The 25889-nt window shown below is 66.5% G+C and carries 24 protein-coding genes; 11 read left to right on the top strand and 13 right to left on the bottom strand.

Going from position 1 to position 25889, the window contains the following annotated elements:
• Window positions 1–62: 62 nt before the first annotated feature.
• Complete coding sequence (locus tag LE197_RS18575) at window positions 63–1247, bottom strand: acetate kinase (protein ID WP_003085814.1); 1185 nt, start codon at window positions 1245–1247, stop codon at window positions 63–65.
• Window positions 1247–1585 (bottom strand): DUF3565 domain-containing protein, encoded by a 339-nt coding sequence (locus LE197_RS18570; protein ID WP_003109430.1) that lies wholly within the window; start codon window positions 1583–1585, stop codon window positions 1247–1249. Before LE197_RS18570 ends, LE197_RS18575 begins: the two co-directional genes overlap by 1 nt.
• On the opposite strand from LE197_RS18570, the gene LE197_RS18565 reads away from it, so the two are divergent.
• The 5 genes from LE197_RS18565 to LE197_RS18545 all read left to right on the top strand — a co-directional run bounded on the left by LE197_RS18565 (window position 1554) and on the right by LE197_RS18545 (window position 5771).
• The gene (locus LE197_RS18565; RefSeq protein ID WP_003085816.1) at window positions 1554–2039 is read left to right on the top strand and encodes an FKBP-type peptidyl-prolyl cis-trans isomerase; all 486 of its coding nucleotides are present in this window, start codon (window positions 1554–1556) and stop codon (window positions 2037–2039) included. The two genes, LE197_RS18570 and LE197_RS18565, sit on opposite strands and share 32 nt — an antisense overlap.
• Window positions 2040–2244: 205 nt before the next feature.
• Window positions 2245–2727, top strand: a complete 483-nt coding sequence (locus tag LE197_RS18560; RefSeq protein WP_003109429.1) for a glutathione peroxidase — start codon at window positions 2245–2247, stop codon at window positions 2725–2727.
• A 150-nt stretch (window positions 2728–2877) separates the two neighbouring features.
• Entirely contained in the window at window positions 2878–3468 is a 591-nt protein-coding gene (locus tag LE197_RS18555; protein ID WP_016263829.1) for a TetR/AcrR family transcriptional regulator, read from the top strand.
• 40 nt (window positions 3469–3508) lie between these two features.
• Window positions 3509–4621: an NADH:flavin oxidoreductase gene (locus tag LE197_RS18550; protein WP_003120762.1), complete on the top strand. Its 1113-nt coding sequence runs from the start codon at window positions 3509–3511 to the stop codon at window positions 4619–4621.
• Window positions 4622–4811: 190 nt separating this feature from the next.
• Window positions 4812–5771, top strand: a complete 960-nt coding sequence (locus LE197_RS18545) for a DegV family protein (protein ID WP_003114223.1) — start codon at window positions 4812–4814, stop codon at window positions 5769–5771.
• A gap of 3 nt (window positions 5772–5774) precedes the next feature.
• Here the strand turns inward: LE197_RS18545 and LE197_RS18540 are convergent, their stop codons facing one another.
• The 6 genes from LE197_RS18540 to LE197_RS18515 all read right to left on the bottom strand — a co-directional run bounded on the left by LE197_RS18540 (window position 5775) and on the right by LE197_RS18515 (window position 15428).
• Window positions 5775–6995 (bottom strand): glycosyltransferase family 4 protein, encoded by a 1221-nt coding sequence (locus LE197_RS18540; RefSeq protein ID WP_003116486.1) that lies wholly within the window; start codon window positions 6993–6995, stop codon window positions 5775–5777.
• A gap of 87 nt (window positions 6996–7082) precedes the next feature.
• Window positions 7083–7706 (bottom strand): phospholipase C accessory protein PlcR, encoded by a 624-nt coding sequence (plcR, locus tag LE197_RS18535; protein ID WP_003122996.1) that lies wholly within the window; start codon window positions 7704–7706, stop codon window positions 7083–7085.
• Window positions 7707–7723: 17 nt separating this feature from the next.
• Window positions 7724–9916 (bottom strand): phosphocholine-specific phospholipase C, encoded by a 2193-nt coding sequence (locus LE197_RS18530; protein WP_023109104.1) that lies wholly within the window; start codon window positions 9914–9916, stop codon window positions 7724–7726.
• Window positions 9917–10257: 341 nt separating this feature from the next.
• Window positions 10258–12270: a ceramidase CerN gene (cerN, locus tag LE197_RS18525; RefSeq protein ID WP_003163184.1), complete on the bottom strand. Its 2013-nt coding sequence runs from the start codon at window positions 12268–12270 to the stop codon at window positions 10258–10260.
• A 377-nt stretch (window positions 12271–12647) separates the two neighbouring features.
• Window positions 12648–13388: a sulfate transporter CysZ gene (gene cysZ, locus LE197_RS18520; RefSeq protein ID WP_003116482.1), complete on the bottom strand. Its 741-nt coding sequence runs from the start codon at window positions 13386–13388 to the stop codon at window positions 12648–12650.
• Between the two features lie 84 nt (window positions 13389–13472).
• The gene (locus tag LE197_RS18515) at window positions 13473–15428 is read right to left on the bottom strand and encodes a diguanylate cyclase domain-containing protein (RefSeq protein ID WP_031638075.1); all 1956 of its coding nucleotides are present in this window, start codon (window positions 15426–15428) and stop codon (window positions 13473–13475) included.
• A gap of 184 nt (window positions 15429–15612) precedes the next feature.
• On the opposite strand from LE197_RS18515, the gene LE197_RS18510 reads away from it, so the two are divergent.
• From LE197_RS18510 to LE197_RS18500, 3 genes are all read left to right on the top strand, one after another.
• Window positions 15613–16212, top strand: a complete 600-nt coding sequence (locus LE197_RS18510; protein ID WP_003085842.1) for a peroxiredoxin — start codon at window positions 15613–15615, stop codon at window positions 16210–16212.
• A gap of 133 nt (window positions 16213–16345) precedes the next feature.
• Window positions 16346–17296 carry a thioredoxin-disulfide reductase gene (gene trxB / locus LE197_RS18505; RefSeq protein ID WP_003134313.1) on the top strand — a complete coding sequence of 317 codons (951 nt, stop codon included), beginning with the start codon at window positions 16346–16348 and terminating at the stop codon, window positions 17294–17296.
• Between the two features lie 253 nt (window positions 17297–17549).
• Window positions 17550–17969: an MAPEG family protein gene (locus tag LE197_RS18500; protein WP_003085846.1), complete on the top strand. Its 420-nt coding sequence runs from the start codon at window positions 17550–17552 to the stop codon at window positions 17967–17969.
• A gap of 10 nt (window positions 17970–17979) precedes the next feature.
• Here LE197_RS18500 and LE197_RS18495 read toward each other — a convergent pair whose 3' ends face one another.
• The 5 genes from LE197_RS18495 to LE197_RS18475 form a co-directional block, all read right to left on the bottom strand.
• The gene (locus LE197_RS18495) at window positions 17980–18942 is read right to left on the bottom strand and encodes a threonine dehydratase (RefSeq protein WP_003114230.1); all 963 of its coding nucleotides are present in this window, start codon (window positions 18940–18942) and stop codon (window positions 17980–17982) included.
• Between the two features lie 176 nt (window positions 18943–19118).
• Window positions 19119–20288 (bottom strand): chitin-binding protein CbpD, encoded by a 1170-nt coding sequence (cbpD, locus tag LE197_RS18490; RefSeq protein ID WP_003114231.1) that lies wholly within the window; start codon window positions 20286–20288, stop codon window positions 19119–19121.
• 279 nt (window positions 20289–20567) lie between these two features.
• Window positions 20568–21191, bottom strand: a complete 624-nt coding sequence (locus LE197_RS18485) for an NAD(P)H-dependent oxidoreductase (RefSeq protein WP_003114232.1) — start codon at window positions 21189–21191, stop codon at window positions 20568–20570.
• Window positions 21184–22578, bottom strand: coding sequence for a class II fumarate hydratase (locus tag LE197_RS18480; protein WP_003085854.1), 1395 nt, complete (start codon window positions 22576–22578; stop codon window positions 21184–21186). The genes LE197_RS18485 and LE197_RS18480 overlap by 8 nt, the downstream gene beginning before the upstream one ends.
• Before the next feature lie 128 nt (window positions 22579–22706).
• A complete protein-coding gene (locus tag LE197_RS18475) occupies window positions 22707–23726 on the bottom strand; it encodes a DUF2804 domain-containing protein (protein ID WP_003114233.1) in 1020 nt (339 codons plus the stop codon).
• A 167-nt stretch (window positions 23727–23893) separates the two neighbouring features.
• On the opposite strand from LE197_RS18475, the gene LE197_RS18470 reads away from it, so the two are divergent.
• The 3 genes from LE197_RS18470 to LE197_RS18460 all read left to right on the top strand — a co-directional run bounded on the left by LE197_RS18470 (window position 23894) and on the right by LE197_RS18460 (window position 25864).
• Window positions 23894–24442 (top strand): DUF2059 domain-containing protein, encoded by a 549-nt coding sequence (locus LE197_RS18470; RefSeq protein ID WP_003120754.1) that lies wholly within the window; start codon window positions 23894–23896, stop codon window positions 24440–24442.
• A gap of 13 nt (window positions 24443–24455) precedes the next feature.
• On the top strand, window positions 24456–24761 hold the full coding sequence (locus LE197_RS18465) for a BolA family protein (protein ID WP_003114234.1): 306 nt from the start codon (window positions 24456–24458) through the stop codon (window positions 24759–24761).
• Between the two features lie 164 nt (window positions 24762–24925).
• The gene (locus tag LE197_RS18460; protein WP_003085861.1) at window positions 24926–25864 is read left to right on the top strand and encodes a rhodanese-related sulfurtransferase; all 939 of its coding nucleotides are present in this window, start codon (window positions 24926–24928) and stop codon (window positions 25862–25864) included.
• Window positions 25865–25889: the final 25 nt, after the last annotated feature.

Raw genomic sequence — 25889 nt, 5'->3', positions numbered from 1 at the left:
CTGGGCTCCTTAAGCCGTGCGTTTGGCCACGCCGCCTGGTTGGGCGGGGGCGTCGATCCAGTTCAGTCGAGCAGGGCCAGCGTGTCGAGGGCGATCTGCCGCTCTTCGTTGGTCGGGATCACCAGTACCCGCGGATGCCCCGCGGCCTGGATCGGCCCGGCGACGCCGCGCACGCAGCGGGCGTTGGCCTCCTGGTCGAGGCGCAGGTCGAACAGCCGCAGGTGGGCGGCGGTCTTGGCGCGCACCAGCGGCGAGTTCTCGCCGATGCCACCGGTGAAGATCACCCCGTCCAGTTGCGGCAGGGCGCAGCTCATCGCCGCCAGGGACTTGGCCAGGCGGTAGCAGAACACCTCGATCGCCAGGGCCGCGCCGGGGTGGCCCTGCTCGCGCTCCTGCTCCAGGGTGCGCATGTCGTTGGACAGGTCGGAGAGGCCGAGCAGGCCACTTTCGTTGTTCAGCATCGAGTCGATGCGCTCCAGGCTCCAGCCCAGGGTCCGCGCCAGGTGGCTGTGCAGGTTGGGGTCGACGTCGCCGCTGCGGGTGCCCATTACCAGGCCTTCCAGCGGGGTTAGGCCCATGCTGGTGTCGAGGCTCTGGCCGTTGACGATGGCGCAGGTCGAACTGCCGTTGCCGAGGTGGGCGCTGAGCCAACTGCTGTCGCCGACCGCCAACCCGGCCATTTCCGCGGCGCGGTGGCTGACGTAGCGGTGGCTGGTGCCGTGGAAGCCGTAGCGGCGTACGCCATGCTCGCGGTAGAGGGCTTCCGGCAGGGCGTAGCGGTAGGCGTGCTCCGGCAGGCTCTGGTGGAAGGCGGTGTCGAACACGGCGACGTGGGGCAGCTTGGGAAACAGCGTCATCGCTGCCTCGATGCCTTGCAGGTTGGCCGGGTTGTGCAGCGGCGCCAGCGGCGCGGTGGCCCGGATCGCCTCGACCACCCGGTCGTCGATGCGCGTGGCATGGGTGAACAGCTCGCCGCCATGCACCACCCGGTGGCCGATGCCGTGGAGCTTGCCGCCCGCGGCGTTCTGCACCATCGGCAGCAACTGGGCGAGGGCGGCGCGGTGGTCGGCGTTGGGAATCATCAGGCTGTCGCTGTCGCCGCCGCGCTTCCAGCGCAGCACCGCATCGCGGCTGCCCAGGCGCTCGGCGAGGCCGTGCAGGGGAAACAGGGAGTGGGCCTCGTTGACCAGGGCGAACTTGATCGACGAACTGCCGCAGTTGATCACCAGTATGTTGCGTGAGGGCATCACTGCTCCTTGGTCTGCTCTTCTTCTTCCCGGGCACACCAGCCGCAGCGAAATTCGCGGCCGAGCTGTCTGTGCCGCTCGTTTTCGTCAAGGACCCAGGCGCGCGATTGCCAGGGCGGTTGGTGGCGCAGGTGTTGAGTATGGCCACAGGACAAGACTGCCACCCAATGGCCTTCCTCGTCCTGATGAAAATCAATCACCCGCGACGGCGCTCGCGCGCCCCGTTCATCAGGGGCGCGGTCGCTTTCGGGGCTATTGATGCGTACACTTACGCATTCATCTTCTTTATCGAAAAGGTTTCGAACCATGCAGATCGCGGCCAACAAGGCGGTTTCCATCGACTATACCCTGACCAACGACGCCGGGGATGTCATCGACAGTTCCGCTGGTGGCGCGCCGCTGGTCTACCTGCACGGTGCCGGCAACATCATCGTCGGCCTGGAGAAGGCCCTGGAAGGCAAGAACGTCGGTGACGAACTGAGCGTCGCCATCGAGCCGGAAGACGCCTATGGCGAATACAGCGCCGAACTGGTCGCGACCCTGACCCGCGAGATGTTCGAAGGCGTCGACGAACTGGAAGTCGGCATGCAGTTCCACGCCTCGGCTCCGGACGGCGGCATGCAGATCGTCACCATCCGCGACATCGACGGCGACGACGTGACCGTCGACGGCAACCATCCGCTGGCCGGCCAGCGCCTGAACTTCAAGGTCAAGGTAGTCGACGTGCGCGAGGCCAACGCCGAGGAAATCGCCCACGGCCACATCCATGGCGAAGGCGGTCACCACCACTGATCGGCGTTCATTCGCCGATTGATGGCCTGGGCCGTCCGCCGGCGGAACTGCTAAGCTGGTATAGCGAAAGGCGCCTGTGGGCGCCTTTCGCGTCATGCGCCATGCCTGGGCTCTTTACCCCGTCCCTGGGGATGCGCCGCAGCCAGGGTTCTTGCCCGGTGCGGGGCTTGGCACGTTGTGTCGCTGAATGCGCAAGGAGTACGTCATGAGTGCCTTTCACGATCTCACCCTGCAGGGGTTGGATGGACAGGACCTGCCGCTTTCCCCGTTCAAGGGCAAGGTGCTGCTGGTGGTCAATGTCGCCTCCAAATGCGGCCTGACACCCCAGTACGCCGGCCTGGAGAATCTCTACCAGACCTACCGCGAGCGCGGTTTCGCGGTGCTCGGCGTGCCCTGCAACCAGTTCGCCGGGCAGGAGCCGGGCAGCGAGGCGGATATCCAGTCCTTCTGCAGCCTGAACTATGGCGTCAGCTTCCCGATGAGCGCCAAGGTCGAGGTCAACGGCAGCGCGCGGCATCCGCTCTATCGCCTACTGGCGGGCGAGGGCGCGGAGTTTCCCGGCGACATCACCTGGAACTTCGAGAAATTCCTGCTCGGTCCCGACGGTCGCGTGCTGGCGCGTTTCAGCCCGCGCACGGCGCCGGACGACCCGGCCCTGGTGCAAGCCATCGAGAAGGCCCTGGGTTGATCTCCCGCGGGACGCGTTCGCGTCCCGCCGCTTCCTTTCCTGTCTTGCGCCGCTTCATGACGCAACGCGATAAGCCCCTGCCTGTAACGCCTGATCACCGCCGTTGATAATGCTGGGCGGACGAGACGACCGGTCATATTCTCTCGTTCCATGACTAGCAACCGACTCGACAAGCGCGAACTGATCCTGGCCAAGGGCTCCGAGGTCATGACCCGACGTGGCTACCACGGCACCGGGGTGCTGGAGATCGTCCAGGCCGCGCGCATCCCCAAGGGCTCTTTCTATCACTACTTCGATAGCAAGGAAGCTTTCGCCCAGCAGGCCCTGGAGCACGTCTACGCGCCGCGCCTGGCGCGCTACGCCCAGGCCCTCGGCGATAGCCGCTTCAGCCCGTGCGAGCGGGTGCTGCGCTACTACGGCGAGCTGCTGGAGCACTTCGCCCGCCAGGAAAAGCCCGAATACCACTGCTTCATCGGCAGCCTGAGCTTCGAGATGGCCGAGCTGTCGCCGCCGATCGCGGCCAAGGTCGAGTCGATCCTGCAGGCTTCCGCGCGAATCCTCCAGGACTGTCTGGAGCAGGCGCGCGAGGCCGGCGAACTGGCCGCCGACGAGGACTGCGCGAGCCTGGCCGGCTTCATCGGCTTCGCCTGGCAGGGCGCCCTGGCGCGCTTCAAGGTCGGCGCCGGCCTCGCTCCGCTGAATGCTTTCATGTCGCGCCTGGAGCTGCTGCTCCGCGCCTGATACCTGCCCGAACCTCCCATTCCCCCTCAGGAGTCCGTCCATGAGTGCCCCCGTAGAAGCCCTGTTCCAACCGTTCCGCCTCGGCGCCCTGGAACTGCCCACCCGTGTGGTGATGGCACCGATGACCCGCAACTTTTCCCCCGGCGGCGTACCCAACGCCAAGGTCGTCGAGTACTACCGCCGGCGCGCCGCCGCCGGCGTCGGCCTGATCGTCAGCGAAGGCACCACGGTCGGCCACAAGGCCGCCAACGGCTATCCGAACGTGCCGCGCTTCTATGGCGAGGACGCCCTGGCCGGCTGGAAGCAGGTGGTCGACGCGGTGCATGCCGAGGGCGGGCGCATCGTTCCGCAGCTCTGGCACGTCGGCAGCGTTCGGCGCCTGGGCGTGGAGCCGGACGCCAGCGTGCCCGGCTACGGCCCGATGGAGAAGGCCAAGGACGGCAAGGTGCTGGTCCACGGCATGAGCAAGGCCGACATCCAGGACGTCATCGCCGCCTTCGCCCAGGCCGCCCGCGACGCCCAGGCGATCGGCATGGACGGGGTGGAGATCCACGGCGCCCACGGCTACCTGATCGACCAGTTCTTCTGGGAAGGCAGCAACCAGCGGGACGACGAGTACGGCGGCAGCCTGGCCAATCGCTCGCGCTTCGCCGTCGAGCTGGTGCGGGCGGTGCGCGCGGCGGTCGGCGCGGATTTCCCGATCATCTTCCGCTTCTCCCAATGGAAGCAGCAGGACTATTCCGCGCGCCTGGTGGAAACCCCGGAGGGCCTGCGCGAGTTCCTCGCGCCGCTGGTGGAGGCCGGCGTCGATATCTTCCACTGCTCGACCCGCCGCTTCTGGATTCCCGAGTTCGAAGGCTCGGAACTCAACCTGGCCGGCTGGACCCGCGAGCTGACCGGCAAGCCGACCATTACCGTGGGTAACGTCGGCCTGGACGGCAGCGAGTTCCTGCAATTCTTCGGCAAAACCGACGAGGTGGCGCAGCCGGCGAGCATCGACGGCCTGGTGGAGCGCCTGGACAAGGGCGAGTTCGACCTGGTCGCGGTGGGCCGCGCGCTGCTGGTGGATCCGGAGTGGGCGGTGAAGGTCCGCGAGGGGCGTATCGGCGACATCAAGCCGTTCAGCCGCGAGGCCCTGGCCAGCCTGGTCTGAAGGCGCGTCCGCGACGCACCGGCCCGGCGCCGCGCCGGCAAGCAGATCCCACCCCTCGGGGTGGGATTTTTCATGGCCGTGATTTTTTCCGAAAACCCGCCGTGCGGCCGGCTGACTTCAAAGTCCGAAACGGGCATTGTATGACCGCCAACACAACAATAGGCCGAGAAACGGCCAGAGGAGCGAATCCATGCGTATCGGCCTGGTGGTCGACGCGACCTGCGACCTGCCGCCCGAATTCCTCGCCGCCCACGGCATCCGCGTGATGCCGATCGGGATCCGCCTGGGCGAGCAGCGGCTCATCGATCGACGCGACCCCGACACCACCCTGAGCTTCTACCGCGACCACCTGCCCAAGGTCGGTAGCAAGGACGGCAGCCAGCCGCTCTCCGCCGCCGAGTTGCAACAATGGTTCCTCGACGAACTGGTGACCGACTTCGACTACGTGGTCTGCCTCACCGTCGACAGCCTGCGCAGTCCGATCTTCGAGCACGCCACCCAGGCTTCCTTCGGCCTGCTCCAGCACTACCACGAGCGCCGCCACGCGGCCGGCATCGCCGGTCCCTTCACCCTGCGCGTACTCGACAGCCACTCGGTGTTCGCCGGCATCGCCTGCCTGGCGGCCGAGGGCACGCGCCTGCTGGCGCAGGGCAGCCACCCCAACGCGCTGCGTACGCGCCTCGAACAGCTCAGCCAGCAGACCTGCACCTACCTGGTCGCCGATGACCTGGGCCACTTGCGCCGGCGCGGCTTCCAGAAGGGTGATCGCAGCGGTTTCGTCGACCGGGTCAAGGGCGCAGCGCTGGGGTTGGGCTCGCTGCTCGACGTCAAGCCGGTGTTCAGCCTGGCCGATGGCGAGGACAAACCGGTGGCGCTCTCGCCGAGCTTCGAGAAGTCGGCGGAGAAGCTGTTCGGCTATGCCCTGGCGCGGGTACAGGCGGGTGAGCTGCTGGCACCGCAACTGGGTCTCAGCTATGCCGGCGATCCGACCGCGCTGCGCGACCTGCCGGGCTTCGCCGCGTTGGAGAACGCCTGCCGCGAGCGCGACATCCACTTGCACCTGGGCATGCTCAGCCCTACCGGCGGCATCAATCTGGGCGCCGGGGCCATGAGCCTGGGCTTCATCGCCACGCCGAAAGCCTTTGCCTGAGAGCTACTCGCGGCTGCGTGGCAAGGCCCCGCCATCCTCTGCCGGCGGCCGCTCGGGCTTCGACCGAGCGGGCTGGACCAGCGGACTGGCGCAGGCGTCTTCCAGGTAGTTCTGGAAGTGCTCGACGATACTGTCCCAACCTTGCCGGCTGGCGTGTTGGCGGGCGTTGAGACGGACCCGGCGCAGGCGTTCCTGGTCGTCCAGCAGCCAACTGGCGACTTCGACGAAGCCGCTCTTGTCGCCCGGCGCGGCGAGCACGCCGTTGTGCCCATGGCGGATGTGCTGGCCGGCGGCGGCCTGGTCGAAGGCGACCACCGCGAGGCCGGCGGCCTGGGCTTCGAGGACCACGTTGCCGAAGGTCTCCGACAGGCTTGGGAAGAGGAACAGGTCGCCCGAGGCGTAGTGGGCGGCCAGGGTTTCGCCGCGCTGGACGCCGCAGAACAGCGCTTCGGGCAGGTCCCGTTCGAGGTGCCTGCGCTCCGGCCCGTCGCCCACCAGTACCAGGCGCAGCTTCAGCTGCGGATGGGCGGCGCAGAGCGCGCGGAAGGTGCCGCCGAGCAGGCCGAGGTTCTTCTCTGCCGCCAGCCGGCCGACGTGCAGCACGGCGATGTCCTGTTCGCCCAGGCCCCAGCGCCGGCGTAGTTCGGGATCGCGCCGGGAGGGATGGAAGAGTTGGCTGTCGACCCCGCGGGAGAGCAGGTTGAGACGTTCGAAACCGCGCCGCTGCAATTCCATGCGCTGGCTGCCGCTGGGCACCAGGGTCATCTGCGTGCGGTTGTGGAACCAGCGCAGGTAGCCGGTGACCAGCCGGGTCAGCGGACCGAAGCCGTAGTGCTCGCTGTACTGCTGGAAGTTTGTGTGGAAGCCGCTGACTGCCGGGATGCCCAGGCGCCGCGCGGCGCGCAGGGCAGAGAAGCCGAGCGGGCCTTCGGTGGCGATGTAGAGCACGTCCGGGCGCTGGCGCTTCCAGCAGCGCAGCAGCTTGTGCAGGCTCGACATGCCCCATTGCAGGCCGGGGTAGCCGGGCAACGGCCAGCCGCGGGTCAGCACCAGCTCGGCGTCGCTGCGCCGGCCGTCGTCGCCGGGCTGGCGCGGGCGCACCACCTGGACCCGATGGCCAAGCTGCTGGAGACCGGCATGCAGGCGCCCCAGGGTATTGGCGACGCCGTTGACTTCCGGTGGGTAGGTTTCGCTGATCAGGGCGATGCTTAGAGGTCTGCTCATGACGTCAGTGTCGACCGACGCCGTGTAGCGGATGTGAAGTTTTGGTGACGCTTGCGTGACGGCGCCCCGGTCGGGGCGCCGTGGATTTCAGCGTTGCAGCAGGCGTGGGTTCTCCTCGCCGAAGATCTGCTTGCGCAGGGCCTTGAGGCGTTCGTCGATGGCGGCGTGACGCTGCTCCTCGCCGTCGACGCTGGCGAGCACCTCGGCGATCACCTTGTCCGACTCTTGCGCGTATTCGCGCAGTTGCTCTTCCTCGCCAGGCGTCGGCGCTTGCTGCTGGACGGAGGCGTTGTCCTTGAGCGCCATCCAGATCTCGAAGTCGAGCGCCTCGCGGCGCCTGGCATCGGCTTCCACATAGGGCGTCAGACGCTGGATCTCCTCGAAGGTCTGGCGCGGATCGGCGCCGACCGCCACCTCGCGCTTGAGCTGTTCGATCAGGCCTTCGGCGGCCTGCTTGCGTTCGATCTCGGACATCTGCCCGGCGTTGCGGCCGAACTCGCCGAGTTGCTGTTCCAGGTTGTCGGGAGCGGTGGCTGTATTCATCTCGGGGGCTCGGGAAGGAATGGAAGGTTTTGCCGCCGGTGTGGCCTGCGGGGGAGACGCGAAGGGCGCGACGGGCGCCGGCTCCGATGGGTAAAACAACAGGACGGCGCCGATGGCCGTGCCGCAGAGCAGCAGGGCCAGCAAGGTCCAGGTCAGGGTAGGTCTCATGCGATGGACTCCTCGCTTCAGGTCGCTGCGATGTCGAGCAATGGATCGCTCCTGCTCGGCTTGCCGGTCTCGACGTGTCCGGCCAGGCGGTGGAGATAGTTGGCTTCCGTATTGCTGGCGGTCACGCTGAGGTCGTACCAGCCCTGGCTGCTGCGTAACAGCCACACTTCACTGATCGCCTGGTTCGGTTCGAGTTCATAGCGACGGCTGCCCTCCTGGGTATAGGCCGGGTTCGGCGTCACCGTCACGCTGCACGGCAGGCGGCCGAGATTGCGGATGTTCAACTGCAGGTTGCCGTTGCGTTGATAGGTGACCGATACCTCGGGCCGCGCCATCTGCGCGGCGAGATGCAGGTTGCCGTGGAACTCGCGGAAGAAGCCGTTGGGGCCGTGCACCTCGAAGGCGTAGCGGCCGTTGGCGTCGAGCAGGTCGTCGAGTTCGTCGTTGAGGGTCCGGCCCAGTTCCTCTCCGCTTTCCTGGACCACCGGATAGCTGGTCACGGTATAGAAGCGCGGATTGCCGACTTCCCGCGGCTGCACCTGGAATACCGCAGCGGAGTGTCCCTGCGGATTGCCCGGCAGGCTCATGCCGTCGTTGCCCAGGGTCAGGCGCAGCTTGCCGGCGGCGATGTCGAGGGCCAGCGTGGCGTGCAACTGGTAGGGCACCGCGAGGGTAGGGCGCTGGCCCTTTTCCTGGCCGGGCAGGCTCTTCGGCTCGTAGGACCAGTACTTGGGGCTGGGCCGGTAGAACTGCTGCCAGTAGGCGTCCTCCTTGCGCGCGTCGCTCTGCGGGACGTTGGTCAGGTCGGGGGCGACCTGGGTATCGCCTGCGCCCTGGAAGTCGAACAGCGAAGTCAGGTCGCCGCAGACGGCACGCCGCCAGGGCGAGATGTTTTCCTCGACGACGCCGAAGCGGCGTTCGAGGAAGCGCAGCACCGAGGTATGGTCGAACACTTCGGCGCTGACCTTGCCGCCCTTCGACCAGGGCGAGATGGCGATCAGCGGGACGCGGTGGCCGAGCCCGATGGGCAGCCCGCTGGATGCCTCGATCTCGCCGGCGGTGCTGACCGTGGAAAGGCCGACGCCATCCTTCCACGGCGGCACCGGGGCGCTGGCGTGGTCATAGAAGCCGTCGCCCTCGTCGTAGTTGAGGATGAACACGGTCCTGGCCCAGACCTCGGGGTTGCTGGTCAGCGCCTCGAGCACCCGGGTCACGTAGTACTCGCCGAACGAGGGGCCCCACCAGGGATGCTCGCAGTAGCAGTAGGGCGCGACGATCCACGACACCTGCGGCAGCGTGTTCTCCTGCACATCCTTGCGCAACTGGTCGACGCCGCGGGCGAGCATGGCGCGCTGCCAGAGGTCCGAATCGCGCGGAGCGTTCTTGAAGTTCCTGAACCAGGCGAGGGCGTTGCAGTCGTAGTTGTTCTGCTCCTGGAGCCGGTATTTCCAGTAGGCGTCGACGTACAGGTACCAGAGTGACGAGGAGCGGTAGCCGCCTTCCTGGTAGACCCGCCAGTCCACGCCAGCGGCGCTTAGCCGCTCGGGATAGGTGGTCCAGTCCACCGTGCCGCTGGCGCCGATGGTGCCGTCGCCCATGTCGTTGCCGATGTGTACGTCCTTGCCGTCGCCGCTGGGGGCGGCGCGTCCGCTCATGTGGTAGAGGCGGTTCGGATTGGTCGGGCCCATCATCGACTGGTGGTAGGCCTCGCACAGGGTGAAGGCGTCGGCCAGGGCGTAGTAGTAGGGAATGTCGCCGCGCTTGAAGTAGCCCATGGCTTCGGGGTACTGCACCGCCATCCACTTGTCGTTGCGGCCCTGGTTCCAGATCGCGTGGAAGGCCGACCATTCATGGTTCTGCGAACTCACCCACTGGGCGCTGGTGACCTTGGTATCCCAGTGATAGGGGGAGAACTCGTACTTGTAGTTCTGGTACCAGACCGGCTTGCCGTCCTGGCGCTTGAGCGCGCGAGGGTCGTTGAAGCCGCGGACGCCGTTGAGGTGGCCGAAGTAGTGATCGAAGCTGCGGTTCTCCTGCATCAGGATGACCACGTGCTGGACGTCCTGGATGGTTCCGGTGCGGATGTCCGGCTCGACGGCCAGGGCGCGCCGGAGCGTCTCCGGGAACAGCCCGGAAAGGCCGGCCAGGGTAGCGGCCTGGGCGCCGTGCTTGAGAAAGGTTCGACGGCGGAATTTCCAGTTTTCGGTCATCGTTTTATTTCCCGGGTGGTTTTTTGATTTCCATCAATCTGCGTACTTCTTGTTTCGAGATGATTAATCGTCTTCGCTGTTTTTCCGGCAGGGAATACAGCGAGCCGATGGTTTCATGGCGATAATTTATCGGTTGATCCCGAAAGCGACTTCGATATGACCTTGAGCGACAACTTGAGAAGTTTTTCGGGATAAAAACAAAGGGCACGGAAATAGAGTTCCATGCCCTTGTCGGCTGAATGAAAGGTCACTTGTTCATGTGTTTTAAATCACATTTTATTTGACGACTTTCATGCGTCATAAAGTTGGCTGGCGAATCTCGCAACCTTGGCTGGAGCCCGCTAGGGAGTGGTGCCGAGCACCTCGAAGGAGCGGGTCGAGCCGCCGATTTCGCTGATCTTCTGGGTCCAGAAGTTCTTCGCGTTGCCATAGTGCCTGATGTAGTAATGGCCGGGCTCGGTCCCTGGTGGAATGGACCAGCTGATAGTCGCTTTCGAGGCAGATATACCCACTCTCTCCCAGCGGTATTGGGTATCCCAGTCATTATCGGTGGCAACGGTCACGGGCGTCTGTTTGCCATCCTTGCCGATATTCACCACTTCCAGGAAAGTCTTCTCGGTGCGCAAGTCATTCTTCGGATGTCCGGTCACGAAAGCGACGGTCACCTTGTCGCCGATGCGATAACTTTCCCTGGGTTGTTGCAACACGTCGCCGAAGGACTTGCCGATATAGGGATCATCGGCCACTACTCCGGTCTGGAAGTTCATCTGGCAGCAGGACAGGTCCGGCGCTATCGCCGAGGTTTCCACCGGCAGGCGTTCGCGCAGCGCCACCGCCATGTCGACGAACAACTGCTGGTAGGCGGCCTGGGTCCAGGGGCCGTAGAGGGTCGAGCCGCCTTCGTATTCCTGGGCGGCGTATTCCTCGCGGGTGGTGACGTAGCTGGCATAGGCATTCGCGTAGCCATTGAAGATCACATGGCGGATACCGGCCGCTTCGCTGGCCGCCTGCACCGCGCGGCGGATCCGCACCCCGGCCATCACGGTGAACTCGGCGGGGGCGCCGAGCAGTTCCAACTGGCCGATGCGGAACATCTGGATCGGCAGCACCGTCGGCGTCCAGGGGTAGGGTTTCTTGTTGCCGGTGTCGGCGAGGATGGTCTTTTCCGCCTGGCATTGCACCAGTTCCTGCGGCGGCACGCCGGTGAGCAACCCGCCAAGGGCCGAGAGGAACGGATTGTTGCCTTCATCCAGCCCCAGCGGGCCTGGACCGTCTTCGGTGCTACCGGCGGCCAGACTGGTGCCGATGGCCGCGGTGCACAACTGGCGCGGCTGGCCGTCGGTGAACTCCGGGCGGATCGGCAGGCGGGTGAAGTCGACGAAACGGAAGCGCGAATCCAGTTCGCCGAGCACTTCCTCCTGGGCCTGGCCGGCGATCTCGTAGGCCTTGGCGAATTGGCGCAGACCGATCTCGCGGGTGTTGTCGAACTCGTTGTCGAAGGGACCGGAGCCGGGCTTCAGGTTCAGGTTGGGCGACAGGTTGCCGGCATTGGTCTGGGCGAAGGCGGCGACGAAACCGCTCTTGCGGCTGACGTCGTGCTCCCAGTGATAGGAGGCGTAGCCCTTGTTGTCCGGGGAGATCAGGTGATTGGCGTTGGTCATCGAGGTGCTGTGCACCGGGAACCAACTGATCGCGCCGGCCAGCTCGCCGTTGGCGTCGACGAAGCTGAGCACGCTCATCTGCGGGTCGATGCCATCCTCGTAGCCGGCGATGTCCGGGTTCTTCAGGTGCGACAGCAGCGAACGGTTGCGGCTGGCGTTGCGCAGCTCGCCGCTGCCGTAGAACAGGCGGCCGGGCTGCAACCTGGCCTGGGCCCGCTCGATGGAGCGGACGATGCCGTCGACGATGGCGTTGAAGGTCTTTTCCTGGAAGCCGAGCACCGACAGGTTGTACATCGCGTAGTGGGAGAAGCCGCCCGGACCGGAGTGGGTGTGGGTGGCGGCGAGCATCACGTTGTTCTCGTCGTAGACACCGGGGTACTTCGCCTTGAGCCGGGCCAGGACCTTCAGGTGCACGGCCTGGAAGATCATCCCCAGGTCGGTGTTGACGTAGACCAGGCGACGGCCGCTGGCCGCTTCCTCGATCACGAAGGCACGCGCCCACTGGCGCATGTGGATGCCGGCGGTCTTCTGTTCGAGGGAGGAGTAACCCATCATGCCGACTTCGGCGGCTTCGCCGGTGATGTCCGCCTTGCCCAGGCCGAAGCGGTAGGGCAGGTCGTCGGCCCTGGCAGGCATGGAGAGCGCCAGCAGGACGCAGGACAGCAAGAGCGCGGTGAATGCGGAACGTGACATGGCGACCCTCTTCTTGTTTTCCGCCGCTGGGCGGGCTGGGGACGGTGGTCATCGAAAGCGGGCCGGAGCCTGCCTCGCCTGGTTGCCACTGTAGTGCCAGGGTGGCGGCGTCGAGGGGGGCGTAGCGGACAGGAAGGGGGTGAGCGCCGGCCATCCTGCATGGACGGCAAGGCCGGCGGGTAAAAAAAGGCCGCCTGCGTGGGGAGGCACCGGCGGCCAGTCGGTTCGGCAGCGTCGAGCCGGTCTGCAAGGGCTGGCGCAGGTCTCGGCTGCGGCCTGCGCCGACGCTCCCGAGGGCATTCGTAGTGTGCCCGACGCCGGCTGTCAGGGCGCTGACGCCCGCCTGACAATGCCGACAGCGGACACCGGGCGCATGCTTATTTCACCAGCGCCTTCTCGCCTTCCTCGCGGACCCAGAACAGGGTGGCGCCGGCGACGGCGGCGGGCATCATGACCAGGTTGACCAGCGGGATCAGCAGCGCCAGGTAGGTCACCCCGCCGAAACCCATGCACGCCCAGCGCTTGCTGCGCAGCCAGGCGAGCATCTCGTTCCAGCCGAGCTTGTGGTTGTCCGCCGGATAGTCGATGTACTGCACCGCCATCATCCAGATGCCGAAGAGGATCCACAGCGGCGTGGCGATCAGGTTGACCCCGGGCACGAAGCTCAGCACCAGCAGCACCAGCGCGCGCGGCAGGAAGTAGGCGAGCTTGCGCATCTCGCGACCCATGGTGCGCGGGATCATCGCCAGCAGTTCGGCCCAGCTGAACGGCGGGAAGTCGTCGCGGCCGCGAACCACCACCTCGACCTTTTCCGAGAGGAAGCCGTTGAACGGCGCGGAGATGATGTTGGCGACCATGGTGAAGGTGAAGAACACGATCACCAGCACCAGCAGGACGAACAACGGCCAGACGATGTACTGCAGGAAGCTCAGCCAGTCGGGCAGGCTGGGCATCAGCAGGTCGACCCAGTGGCTGAACTGCTGCATCGCGAAGCCGATCAGCAGGGCGAACACCAGCAGGTTGAGGGTCAGGGGGATCAGCACGAACAGGCGCAGGCCGGGACGCATGATCAGCTTCAGGCCTTCGCCGAGGTATTGCGGGCCGCTCAGGGCTGGCATAGGGAATGGTTCTCCGATGGGATGCGGGCTGAAACCTTAGCAGACTGGCGAAAGCCCGCGACAGAGCCTGTTTGACCGCGCATTTCAGGCTGGCGCCTGGTACAGGCAATAGTGGTTGCGCTGGCGCTTGGCCTCGTACATGGCGCTGTCGGCGGCACGGACCAGTCCTTCGGCATCGCCGGCATGCCGCGGGTAGAGAGCGATGCCGATGCTCGGGGTGACGAAGTCGATGCGTTCGCCATTCAGCGCGATCGGTTGGACCAGCGCCGCCAGCAGGCGTTCTGCGAGGCGCTGCGGATTGTTTTCCTGGCTGTCCTCGAGGAGCACGGCGAATTCGTCGCCGCCCAGGCGGTAGGCCTTGTCCGGCTGCCGCAGGGTGCTGCGTACCCGTTCGGCGACGGTCCTGAGGAGGGCATCGCCGATGTCGTGGCCGAAGCGGTCGTTGACCTCCTTGAAGCGGTCCAGGTCCAGGTACAGCAGCGCCAGTTCGCTTCCGCCGGAGCCGGCGCGAAGCAACGCCTGGCCGAGCTGTTCGTCGAAGGCCTTGCGGTTGCCCAGGCCGGTCAGCGGGTCGCGGTAGGCCATTTCCAGCAATTGCTGCTGGTAGGCGATCTGGTCGCTGACGTCGCGGACGATGCCGCGGTAGCCCCGTAGTTCGCCCTGCAGGTCGTGGATCAGCGAAACCGTGGCCTCGAAGTAGCCGAGGCTGCCGTCGGCGCGCTGCAGGGGGATGGCGAAGGTCTTGCCTGCGCCGCTCTGCATGGCGCGCTGGAAGGGTTGGCGGGCACGCGCCAGGTCGTCTTCGCCGAGCAGTTCGTAGTAGGGATGGCCGATCAGCGTTTCGCGCGTCTGGCCGAGCAGTTGGTAGAGCGCGGGGTTGACGGTGAGGATCACGCCGTCGACGTCCATTTCGAAGTAGCCGTCGCGCATCGACTGGAGGATCGCCCGGTCGCGCGCCTCGCTGTGTTCCAGGCGCTCGAGCATCTGGTTCATCTCGCCCGCCAGTTGTCCCAGCTCGTCGTTGCCGAAGTCGCTCAGGCGTATCGAGTGGGCGTTGCGTCCGACTTCGGCGACCTCCCGGTTGAGCCGTTGGACCCGGCGCAGGACCCACAGCTCCAGGGCCAGGTAACCGACCAGGAAAGCGCCCAGCGCGACCAGCAGGGAGGCGCCGAGGAAGAAGTTGATGGCCTTCTCGCCCTGGATGTAGAGCAGGCGTTTCTTGGTGATGTCGAAGCGCAGCTGCGGCTCGCCGCTGGAACTCAGGTACTGCACCGAGACCTGCTGGACATGTTCGCCGATGAACCGCCGTGGGCTGAGCAGGGCCTGGTTGTGGGTACTGCCGCTGCGGCTGCGCAGCGGCTTCCAGGTGGAGTCGGTGGCGATGTTGGGCATCGGTTGCAGGTCGGCCTGCATCTGTTCGCGGAGGTTGGCCAGGCGTTCCCGGTCGAGGAAGTAGCCGGCGAGGATCGCGCCCTTCGCCGGCGCGCTACCCTGGTTGTTGCTGATAGGCACGCTGACCAGCAGGGTCGGCAGGTTGTCGACCAGCAGCAGCTCGCTCAGGCTGTGGTCGGTGCGTCCGCGAAAGTCCAGCGCGCCGAGGCGGATGGCGCGTTGCTGCAGTGCCTCGAGCAGGGCCTGGTCGCTCGCCGAGGGGGCGCCGAAGAGCACGCGCTGGTCGGGCGCGGGCGGGGACCACTGCTTCAGTTGCAGGTGACCCTGGTCGTCGAGGAACAGGACGAAGTCGAATCCCAGGTCGTCGAGCATCTCGTGGTCGAGGTTTTCCTGTTCGAAGGTCTCGTTGGGGCGCTGGATGAAGTCGTAGCTGGCATCCCACCAGGCGTAGGTGCGAACGATGTCTAGGTGGCGCTTCAACTCGAAGTCCAGCCGGTTGTGCAGGACGGTGGCGCCCTCTTGCAGGCGTTGCTGGTCCTCTCGGTCGAAACGGCTCAGCAGGATGCTTTCCGACAAGAGCCAGATACCGCCGAGACTGGCGGCCAGCAACGGCAGGAATAGCCAGAGCAGGCGTGTGCGTAGGGGCATGCGGTGAGGACGGGTAATGGGCGACAGCATGAGTCTAGCCGCAGGTTGAGAGCATAGGCTGACTCTATCGTGCGAATTGAAATTCGACATTTCAATGCATCGTCGTGGCTGGGTAACCTGCGCTGCATATTCTTCCGGGAGCCTGGCGTCGCCGGGCGGAACCCAACCTTCTAGGAGCCTCGCGATGAGCGTACTGGTCAACAAGCAAGCCCCCGATTTCACTGCCGCCGCGGTCCTCGGCGACGGTTCCATCGTCGATGCCTTCCAGCTTTCCAGCCTGCGCGGCAAGTACGTCGTACTGTTCTTCTGGCCGCTCGACTTCACTTTCGTCTGCCCCTCGGAAATCATCGCCCACAACAACCGCATGGATAAGTTCCGCGAGCTGGGCGTCGAGGTGGTCGGTGTCTCCATCGACTCGCAGTTCACCCATCACGCCTGGCGCAGCACGCCGGTGGAGAAGGGCGGCATCGGTGCGGTCGAGTTCACCATGGTCGCCGACGTCAAGCACGAGATCACCCGCGCCTACGGCATCGAGCACGAGGACGGCGTGGCCTTGCGTGCTTCGTTCCTGATCGACCGCGCCGGGGTGGTCCAGCACCAAGTGGTGAACAACCTGCCGCTGGGGCGTGAGGTGGACGAGATGGTGCGCCTGGTCGAGGCCCTGCAGTTCACCGAGGAACACGGCGAGGTCTGCCCGGCCGGCTGGCGCAAGGGCCAGAAAGGCATGAAGGCGAGCGCCGAGGGCGTGGCCTCGTACCTGGCCGAGAACGCCGAGGCACTGTGATCCCGCTGCCGGGCGCGAAGTGTGCCCGGCCGACCTTTTCCCGGGGCGACCGCTCCTTCCAAGCCTTCCCCATGTGCTTTGGTGGCCCCGTTTTTATTCGCGCCGACGCTGATGTCGGCAGGAGTCCGACGAGATGCCCGATACCCTCCGCCACGCCCGAGTGATCATCCTCGGTTCCGGTCCCGCCGGTTACAGCGCGGCTGTCTACGCCGCGCGCGCCAACCTCAAGCCGCTGCTGATCACCGGCATGCAGGCCGGCGGCCAGTTGACCACCACCACCGAGGTCGACAACTGGCCGGGCGATCCCCACGGCCTGACCGGCCCGGCACTGATGCAGCGGATGCAGGAGCACGCCGAGCGCTTCGAGACCGAGATTGTCTTCGACCACATCCATGCCGTGGACCTGGCCGGCAAGCCGTTCACCCTGCGCGGCGACAATGGCACCTACACCTGCGACGCACTGATCGTCGCCACCGGTGCCAGCGCGCGCTACCTGGGGTTGCCGTCGGAGCAGGCGTTCATGGGCAAGGGCGTGTCGGCCTGCGCCACCTGCGACGGTTTCTTCTACCGCAACCGCGAAGTGGCGGTGATCGGCGGCGGCAATACCGCTGTCGAAGAGGCCCTGTACCTGGCCAACATCGCCAGCCGGGTGACCCTGGTGCATCGTCGCGAGACCTTCCGCGCCGAGAAGATCCTCCAGGACAAGCTGCAGGCGCGGGTCGCCGAAGGCAAGATAGTGCTCAAGCTCAACGCCGAGGTCGATGAGGTGCTTGGCGACACGATGGGCGTCACCGGCGTGCGCCTGAAGAACCGCGATGGTGGCAGCGAGGAGATCGCCGTGGATGGCATGTTCGTCGCCATCGGCCATACTCCCAATACCTCGCTGTTCGAAGGGCAACTGGCCCTGAAGGACGGCTACCTGGTGGTCAACGGCGGGCGCGAAGGCAACGCCACCGCGACCAACGTACCGGGTGTGTTCGCCGCCGGCGACGTGGCCGACCACGTCTACCGCCAGGCGATCACCTCGGCCGGCGCCGGCTGCATGGCCGCGCTGGATGTGGAGCGCTATCTCGATTCGCTCTGATGAGAAGACAGCCCTGAGTGCTGCGTGCAAGGAAGGCCCCGCTTCGGCGGGGCTTTTCTTTGTCCGTTCGGAAAGCCGCGGGCAGTGGGTCGTCCGGTTACGCATCCGCCGACGGCGGACATCGGGGCCGAGCGGCGTACCGGCAGAACACGACTTAAGGACGGCGGACTGCGAATAGAGCAATTGCTCTAGCCGGCCTAGAATCCAGACGCTTCATCCTTCCCACGACAAGACAATAGAAGGAGCGTCATCCATGTTTCTCAGCCCTAGCGCGATCTGCCTGCTCGGCCTGATCGCCTGGACCCTGTTGCTGGTCTTCCTGCTGGTCAGCCAGCGCGGCCTGCTGGTACTCGGCGGGCGGATGGCGGTGAACGCCTTCGCCGCCGATGGCAGCAACACGCCTGGCGGTTTCGGCCAGCGGCTGGTGCGAGTCCATGCCAACTGCGTGGAGAACCTGCCGCTGCTGGCCGGCGCGCTGCTCTACGCGATCGCCAGCGGGCAGAGCAGCCTGACCGACCCGTTGGCGCCACTGGTGCTCGGCGCCCGGCTGTTCCAGTCGCTGATGCACCTGGTCAGCACCTCCGCGCTGTTCGTCTGGCTGCGTTTCGCCGGCTTCTTCGTGCAGTTGCTGGTGCTCGCCTGGTGGCTGCTGCTCCTCGCGGGGCTGGCCTAGCGGCGCCGGCTCAGTCGCCGGCGGCCAGTTGCTCGGCGAATACCTCGCGGTCGACGTTCGCTCCGCTGAGGATCAGGCCTACCTTCAGCCCCTTCAGGCGCTCGCGCTCCTGCCAGGCGGCGGCCAGCGCCGCCACCCCGGCGCCCTCGGCGACGTTGTGGGTGCTGGTGAAGCACAGGCGCATGGCCGCGCCGATCTCCCTGTCGCTGACCCGCACCAGACGATCGGCGCCGGCCAGGATCATTTCCAGCGCGCTCGGGTCCGGCGTACTGCACGCCATGCCGTCGGCCAGGCGGGTGTCGACCGGGTGGCTGATCGCCGTGCCGGCCTCGAACGACAGGGCGTAGGCCGGCGCATGGGCGGACACCACGCCGACGATGCGGGTCTTCAGGCCCAGCGCGTCGCGCGCGGCGATCAGGCCGCAGATGCCCGAACCCATACCGATCGGCACGTAGACTTCGTCAAGGTCGGCCAGCGCGGCGAACAACTCCAGGCTGTAGCTGGCGACCCCGGCCACCAGCCAGGGATGGAACGCCGGAATCAGGTGCAGGCCTTCGCGCCGGGCGCGCTCGGCGGCGTATTCGCGGGAGGCCTGGAAGTCCTCGCCGTGCTCGATCAGCTCCGCGCCAAGGCTGCGCATCGCCGCGTTCTTCTCGCGGCTGTTGCCGTGCGGCACGACGATGATCGGCTGGATGCCGTAGCGGCTCGCCGAGAAGGCCACCGACTGGCCGTGGTTGCCGCGGGTCGCGCTGATCACGGCGGCCGGCCGCTCGCCCTGGTGCGCCAGGTGGTGGAAATACACCAGGCCGCCGCGCAGTTTGAAGGCCCCCACCGGCAGGTGGTTCTCGTGCTTCATCCACACTTCGCAACCCAGTGCCTCGCATAGCAGCGGCCAGCGTATCTGCGGCGTCGGCGGCAGGCTCTGGTGGACGATGGCGGCGGCCTGTTGGAGGGCGGCGAGAGAAAAAGGCATGCGTGGTTTCCCCGTGCTGGTGGTCGGACCAGCCTAGGGAGCGCACGGCAGATTGAACAGGCACACGTAGCCAGGGTTTCGCCGGGGGACTGTACCGTTGCGCGGATTCGCCGTCTCGCGGCGGGTGCCTGGCGGCGAAAACGACTGCCGCCCGGAGCGGGCGGCAGTCGAGGGCGTTACAGCAGGGTCCAGGCGTCCTGCCAGGCCATGCCCTTGCCCGGGGCGTAGTAGAGGTCCCAGCCCTTGCACCAGCCGGAGTTCGGGTAGGGCTTGCACTGGTAGCGCTTGCCATCGGCACCGCGCACTACGGTCCCGGCGTCGTATTGCTGCAGGCCTTGCGGATAGTCGAAGTCGACCTTGCCGTCGCCGCCCGGTTGCTCGCCGCCGCCCTCGACCGGCAGTTCGATGTCGACCTGGAAGCGGTAGCCGGCCTGGCGCACGTAGACCTGGTTGTCCTGCGAGCTGGCCACCGGGCTGACCGCCCCGTAGGCATCCAGCACGCCGATGTTGACCAGGGTGGAGTCCTGGTTGACCTTCTGCGCCAGCGCCAGCGGCCATTGCTTGGCACCGTTGGCGCCCTGGGCCAGGGTCAGGCTGTGACGCTGGGCGTCGCGGCCCTGGGCATCGAACAGACGCAGGGTGACGGTAGCACCGGCTGGCAGGTCCTGCTGCGCGCGCAGGTTGCCCAGCGCTTGCCAGGGGTTGGCGACGGCGCCGCTGAAGCTCACGTCGATGCAGGCGTAGAAGGCTTCCGGGCTGTCCGAGCGCTGCCAGACGTTATAGATCACATGCTTGCCGGTCTTGCCCTGGGGCAGCGGGCAGTTCATCCGGTAGGTGCCGTTCTCCAGCTTGACGCTGGTGATCGAGCAGAACGGCGCGGGTTCCAGGTCGCTCCAGGCCAGCGGCTTCTCGGGGTTGTAGCCGTCCTTGGTGATGTAGAAGTCGAAGTAGCGGGTCGCGTGCGGCGCGCTGGCCTTGTAGACGAACTGGAAGTTGCCGCTGGCGTCCGGCGCGATGGCAGTGCTGGGCCAGTCGCTGCGAGCCAGGTTCAGGCCCTTGAACAGTGCCTTGCCGGCGCCGCAGAGCTGGCCGTCGGGGACCACCGCCTGGTGGTTGCCGTTGGCGTTGCCCTGGTTGACGCCATTCCAGTCGTACAGCGCCTGGGTGCCGCCGGCGGCGACGGCGGCCTTGCAGGCGGCCGACTTGGGATTCTCCGGACCTTCGAGGAAGCAGCCGTAGACCCGACTGGGCGGCGTTTCCATCGAGCCGTGGGCATGGGCTGCCTGGGGCAGGAACAGGGCGAGGGTGAGTGGCAGGAGTGCCAGGGTGGCTGAGTAGTGTTTCATGACAAGTCCTTTTTTCCAGAACCGGATTCATTTCGAAGCGGGCTGATCCTAGCCCTCGGTGCCGGTTTGAGGTCCCTACCAAATGTGACGGGCCGGTCAGATTCGCTACCCATTCCTGATGGATGTCGCGGAATGCAAAGCGGTCGGCATCCGCACTGTGAGCCGGTAGAGGCAGGCAAAGGGCCGCCATGGGGGCGGGGAAGGGAAGCCGGCGGGAAGGGGGCGGACCTGTCAGAACGATCAGTGTCCGCGCCCGGCCGCAGCCGGGCGGGAAGGGAACTAGACCTGGCTGCCGAGCTGTTCGGCGCGACGCAGCCAGCCCTGGCGCTGTTCCTCGCTGGAACTGCGCATCGGCGCGAACTCTTCCAGGCGGCGGGTGGCGATGCCACAGGCGCCGAGCACGCTGCGCACCATCTGCCGGTGCGCCGGCGGGCCCTTGAGGAAGCGCAGCCGCGACAGCGGCTGGTCGTGGCAGACCAGCAGGTCGGCGCTGCGCCCGCCCAGCAGTTGCTCCCAGTCCTTGTCCTGGGTGCCGCGGTAGCGGAAGGCGAAGCCCGGCTGCAGGACGCGGTCGAAGAAGCCCTGCAGCAACGCCGGCAGGCCGCCCCACCAGACCGGGTAGACGAACACCAGGTGCTCGGCCCAGTGGATCTGCCGCTGCGCTTCCAGCAGGTCGGGTTCGAGCACCTGGCTCTGTTCGTAGCCTTCGTGGAGGATCGGGTCGAAGGCCAGCTCGCCCAGCTTCAGTTCGCGCACCACGTGATCCTTGCTGCGCGCGCCCTGGGCGTAGCATTCGGCGAGCAGGTGGCAGAAGCTCTTGCGCTTGGGCGAGCCGACGATCAGCAGGATGCGCTTGCCGTCGCCTTCCAGCGGGGTGGCGCCGGTCTTGGCGGTTTCAACCATGGTGGCCGGCCTCCAGCATCTGCTCCGGCCGTACCCATTCGTCGAACTGCGCTTCGTCCAGGTAGCCCAGCTGCAGCGCCGCGGCGCGCAGGGTGGTGCCTTCGGCGTAGGCCTTCTTGGCGATTTCGGCGGCCTTGTCGTAGCCGATGTGCGGGTTCAGCGCGGTGACCAGCATCAGGCCGCGCTCCAGCAGGTCGGCCATGCGCTGGGCGTCCGGCTCCAGGCCAGCGACGCAATGCTTGTTGAAGTTGCGGCAGCCGTCGGCGAGCAGGCGGATGGACTCCAGCAGGTTGTAGACGATCACCGGCTTGAACACGTTGAGTTGCAGATGGCCCTGGCTGGCGGCGAAGGAAATCGTGCTGTCGTTGCCCATGACCTGGCAGGCCAGCATCGACAGCGCCTCGCACTGGGTCGGGTTGACCTTGCCGGGCATGATCGAGCTGCCCGGCTCGTTGGCCGGCAGCTTCACCTCGGCGAAGCCGGCGCGTGGGCCGGAACCGAGCAGGCGCAGGTCGTTGGCGATCTTCATCAGGGCCACCGCCAGGCTCTTCAGGGCGCCGGAGAGGATGACCAGCGGCTCGTGGCCGGCCAGGGCGGCGAACTTGTTCGGCGCGGCGACGAAGGGCAGGCCCGATTCGGCGGCGATTTCCGCGGCGATGGCGTCGGCGAAGCCCTTCGGCGCGTTGAGCCCGGTGCCCACCGCGGTGCCGCCCTGGGCCAACTGGTAGACCGCCGGCAGCGCCGCGCGGATGGCGCGCTCGGCGTAGTCGAGCTGGGCGACGAAGGCCGAGAGTTCCTGGCCGAAGGTGATCGGCGTGGCGTCCATCAGGTGGGTGCGCCCGGTCTTGACCAGGCTGGCGTGCCGCGCCGACTGTTCGGCGAGACCGCCGGAAAGCTCGGCGATGGCCGGCAGCAATTGTTCGTGCACGGCCTTGGCGGCGGCGATGTGCATGGCGGTGGGGAAGCTGTCGTTGGAACTCTGCGCGCGGTTGACGTGGTCGTTGGGATGCACCGGCGACTTGCCGCCACGCGGATTGCCGGCCAGTTCGTTGGCGCGGCCAGCGATCACCTCGTTGACGTTCATGTTGGTCTGGGTGCCGCTGCCGGTCTGCCAGACCACCAGCGGGAAGTGTTCGTCGTGGCGGCCTGCGAGGACCTCGTCGGCGGCCTGTTCGATCAGCCGGGCGACTTCCGGCGGCAGTTCGCCGAGGTGGTCGTTGACCCGCGCGGCGGCTTTCTTGATCAGCGCCAGGGCGTGGATCACGGCGAGCGGCATGCGCTGGCCGCCGATGGCGAAGTTCTCCAGCGAACGCTGGGTCTGGGCGCCCCAGTAGGCGTCGTCGGGCACCTCGATGGTGCCCAGGCTATCGGTTTCGGTCCGGCTCATGAGTGTTCTCCAGGGTGCGTATCCGGCAGTTTAGGCCTTCGCTCCCGCCTTGGGTTCCGCTGCCGTCGCTTCCTCGTGGGCATTTTTCGCCGCGCTGCGGGTCGGAAATAGATTGCCCGCCGCCGGCCTCACCAGCGCGCGCGGGTCGAACCGATCCAGCCGAGGGCGCCGTCCACCGGCACGCAGTCGCCGTCGTCGTGGCGCAGGGTGCCGTTGAAACGGCCGAACCACTGGCGGGTATTGGCATAGAACAGGCCGACGCTGGGCCGCGCCTGGTGCAGCTGTTCGGGACGGAAGAGCAGCTCGACGCGACCGCAGGCGCTGTCCAGGCGCCATTCGGCCAGCGGGTCGCGAGGCTCGCGGATGTGCACGTCGTCGAGCACGCGGCTGAGCTTGCCGCCGAACCACAGGGCGTTCTCGCGCAGGTCGCTGGCTTCGGTCCAGCCGGTGCCGAAGTTGCCGGCGATGCCGCCGGGGGCGGCGAAGGCGGCGCGGGTCCAGTAGGTATGCAGCGGCCAGACGCCGCGGCCGAAGTCCAGCGCGGCGAAGCTCTGGCCCGCCTGGCAGTCGTAGCGTCGGCGGCCGAGCTGCAGGCAGCCGCTGATCGGCAGGCCGAGCTGGCGGCTGCAGGCATGGAAGGTGTGTTCGCCCATCGGCACCACCAGGTTCACCGACTCCAGGTGCGACGGTCGTCGCACTTCCAGCGCCAGCTCCAGCGGCAGGCCACCGAGGTCCGGGGCCTGGCCGGTGACGCGCAGGCGCCCGGGCTGTTCGTCGAAGCGCAATTGCAGGCGGGGATGCTCGAAGGCATGGCTGGCCTGCGGCTCGTCGGGCAACTGGCAGCCGAGGCCGAAGAAGCGGATCTGCGTGTGCGCTACCGCCTGGCCGCTGTCCAGGTCGAGGAAATAGGCGGCGCCGTAGGTCAGGTAGTCGAGGTCGGCGATGGTCAGCGAGAGCATCCAGCCGGGGCTGACGATGCACCAGTGGTTCCAGCGCTTGCGCCGGCCGAAGTGGCCGGGGATGTGGCAGAGCACCCGCGGCCGGGCGGACCAGCCGACCGCCCGGGGATCGAGCCGGCCGTGGCCGTCGCAGAGGTTGCGCAGGGGCGGGGGCGATACGGCGAGGGTATCGGCGGCGGTTCCGTTCATCTAACACATCCATGTGACAGGCTGACGCAAGCATGCCGGCTGCGGAAGGAAGGCGGCAAGTACCCACTACAGAACTGATAGTAGACGGCATGGAGCGGGCGGGCGCCGGATAGGATTCTCCCGATATTCGGCGCCGCGCTTGAGCGGATTTCGAACTTAGGCGCAGAATGTCGGGTCCCACGGACACATCTACCCAACCTCAAGGATTTTCCATGACCCGTCTTCGCCTCATCGGCAGCGCCGTGCTGCTCAGCCTCAGCTCCATGGCCATGGCCGATTCCGCCAGCCAGGCCGAGCAATTCCTCAAGCTGGTCCATGCCGACAAGCTGACGGTCCCGGTCTATGCCCAGGTGCAGCAGATGCTGGCCCAGCGCTTCGCCCAGGCCAAGGCGCCGGAGAGCAAGAAGGCGGTTCTCGAGCGTTACCAGGCCAAGGCCAATGCCGAGCTGGACCGCGCCATCGGCTGGGACAAGATCAAGCCCGAGCTGATCAAGCTTTACACCACCAACTTCACCGAGTCCGAGCTGAAGGACCTGAATGCCTTCTACCAGTCGCCGCTGGGCAAGAAGGTGCTGGAGAAGATGCCGCGCCTGACCGCCGAATCCGCCCAACTGACCCAGGCCAAGCTGCAAGGCGCCGTCGAGCCGGTGAACAAGCTGATGGCCGACATGGACAAGGAACTCGGCGTCGCCGCGCCGGCCCAGAAGAAAAAGTGAGTCGTGATTCGCGATGAGCATGCGTGACCGTATCCAGACCGCCCTGCAGCCCCTCGATCCGCAACACGTCGAGGTGCTCGACGAGAGCCACATGCACAGCCGCGGGCTGGAGACCCACTTCAAGGTGGTGCTGGTCAGCCCGCAGTTCGCCGGATTGAACGCGGTGAAGCGGCACCAGAAGGTATATGCCACCCTCGGTGGGTTGATGGGCGAGTTCCACGCCCTGGCGCTGCATACCTTCACCCCTGAGGAGTGGAGCCAGGCTGCGGTGCCGGCCTCGCCGACCTGCCGCGGCGGGAGCAAGCACGACATACCCTGAGACGGCGTCCGTCGCGGCGGGGTGCAGAGCCTGCCCCTGCTGCGCTAGACTACGCACCCAGCGCCGGCCTTCCGCCGGCGTTGTCGTTTCCATGGCGCCAGCGGCTGGCGCTTTTCGTTCCGGTCCGCCCTTTACGCGGGCGACCACCTGGAGGCTATATCCCCATGACATCCATCGTCGTGGCGGCGCTGTACAAGTTCGTGACTCTCGACGATTACGTGGCGCTGCGTGAACCCCTGCTGCAAACCCTGCTCGACAACGGTGTGAAAGGCACCTTGCTGCTGGCCGAGGAAGGCATCAACGGCACCGTCTCCGGTAGCCGCGAAGGCATCGATGCGCTGTTCGCCTGGCTGCGCAGCGATCCCCGGCTGGCCGATATCGAGCACAAGGAATCCTACTGCGACGAACAGCCGTTCTACCGCACCAAGGTCAAGCTGAAGAAGGAAATCGTCACCCTCGGCGTGCCTGGCGTCGATCCGAACAAGCAGGTCGGCCAGTATGTCGAGGCGAAGGACTGGAATGCCCTGATCAGCGATCCGGAAGTCCTGCTGATCGATACCCGCAACGACTACGAGGTGGCGATCGGCACCTTCGAGGGCGCGGTCGATCCGAAGACCAGGTCGTTCCGCGAGTTCCCCGAGTACATCAAGGCCCACTACGACCCGGCGCGGCACAAGAAGGTGGCGATGTTCTGCACCGGCGGCATCCGCTGCGAGAAGGCTTCCAGCTACATGCTCGGCGCCGGTTTCGAGGAGGTCTTCCACCTCAAGGGCGGCATCCTCAAGTACCTCGAAGAGGTGCCGCAGGAACAGAGCCTGTGGCGCGGCGACTGCTTCGTATTCGACAACCGCGTGACCGTGCGCCACGATCTTAGCGAGGGCGAGTACGATCAGTGCCACGCCTGCCGCAACCCGGTTTCGCTGGAGGACCGCCAGTCCGAGCACTACGTGCCCGGCATCAGCTGTCCGCACTGCTGGGACTCGCTGAGCGAGAAGACCCGCGCCGGCGCCCGCGAGCGGCAGAAACAGATCGAACTGGCGCGGCAGCGCAACCAGCCGCACCCGCTCGGTCGCGATCCGCGCCAGTCCACGCTGGAGAACTGAACCTTGGCCAAGGCCCGCCTGCTGT

The organism is Pseudomonas sp. PS1(2021) (assembly GCF_020405165.1).
Lineage (GTDB): Bacteria > Pseudomonadota > Gammaproteobacteria > Pseudomonadales > Pseudomonadaceae > Pseudomonas > Pseudomonas aeruginosa.
Note: the sequence above shows the minus strand (reverse complement) of the source record. Positions and strands in the feature narration are given on the sequence as shown.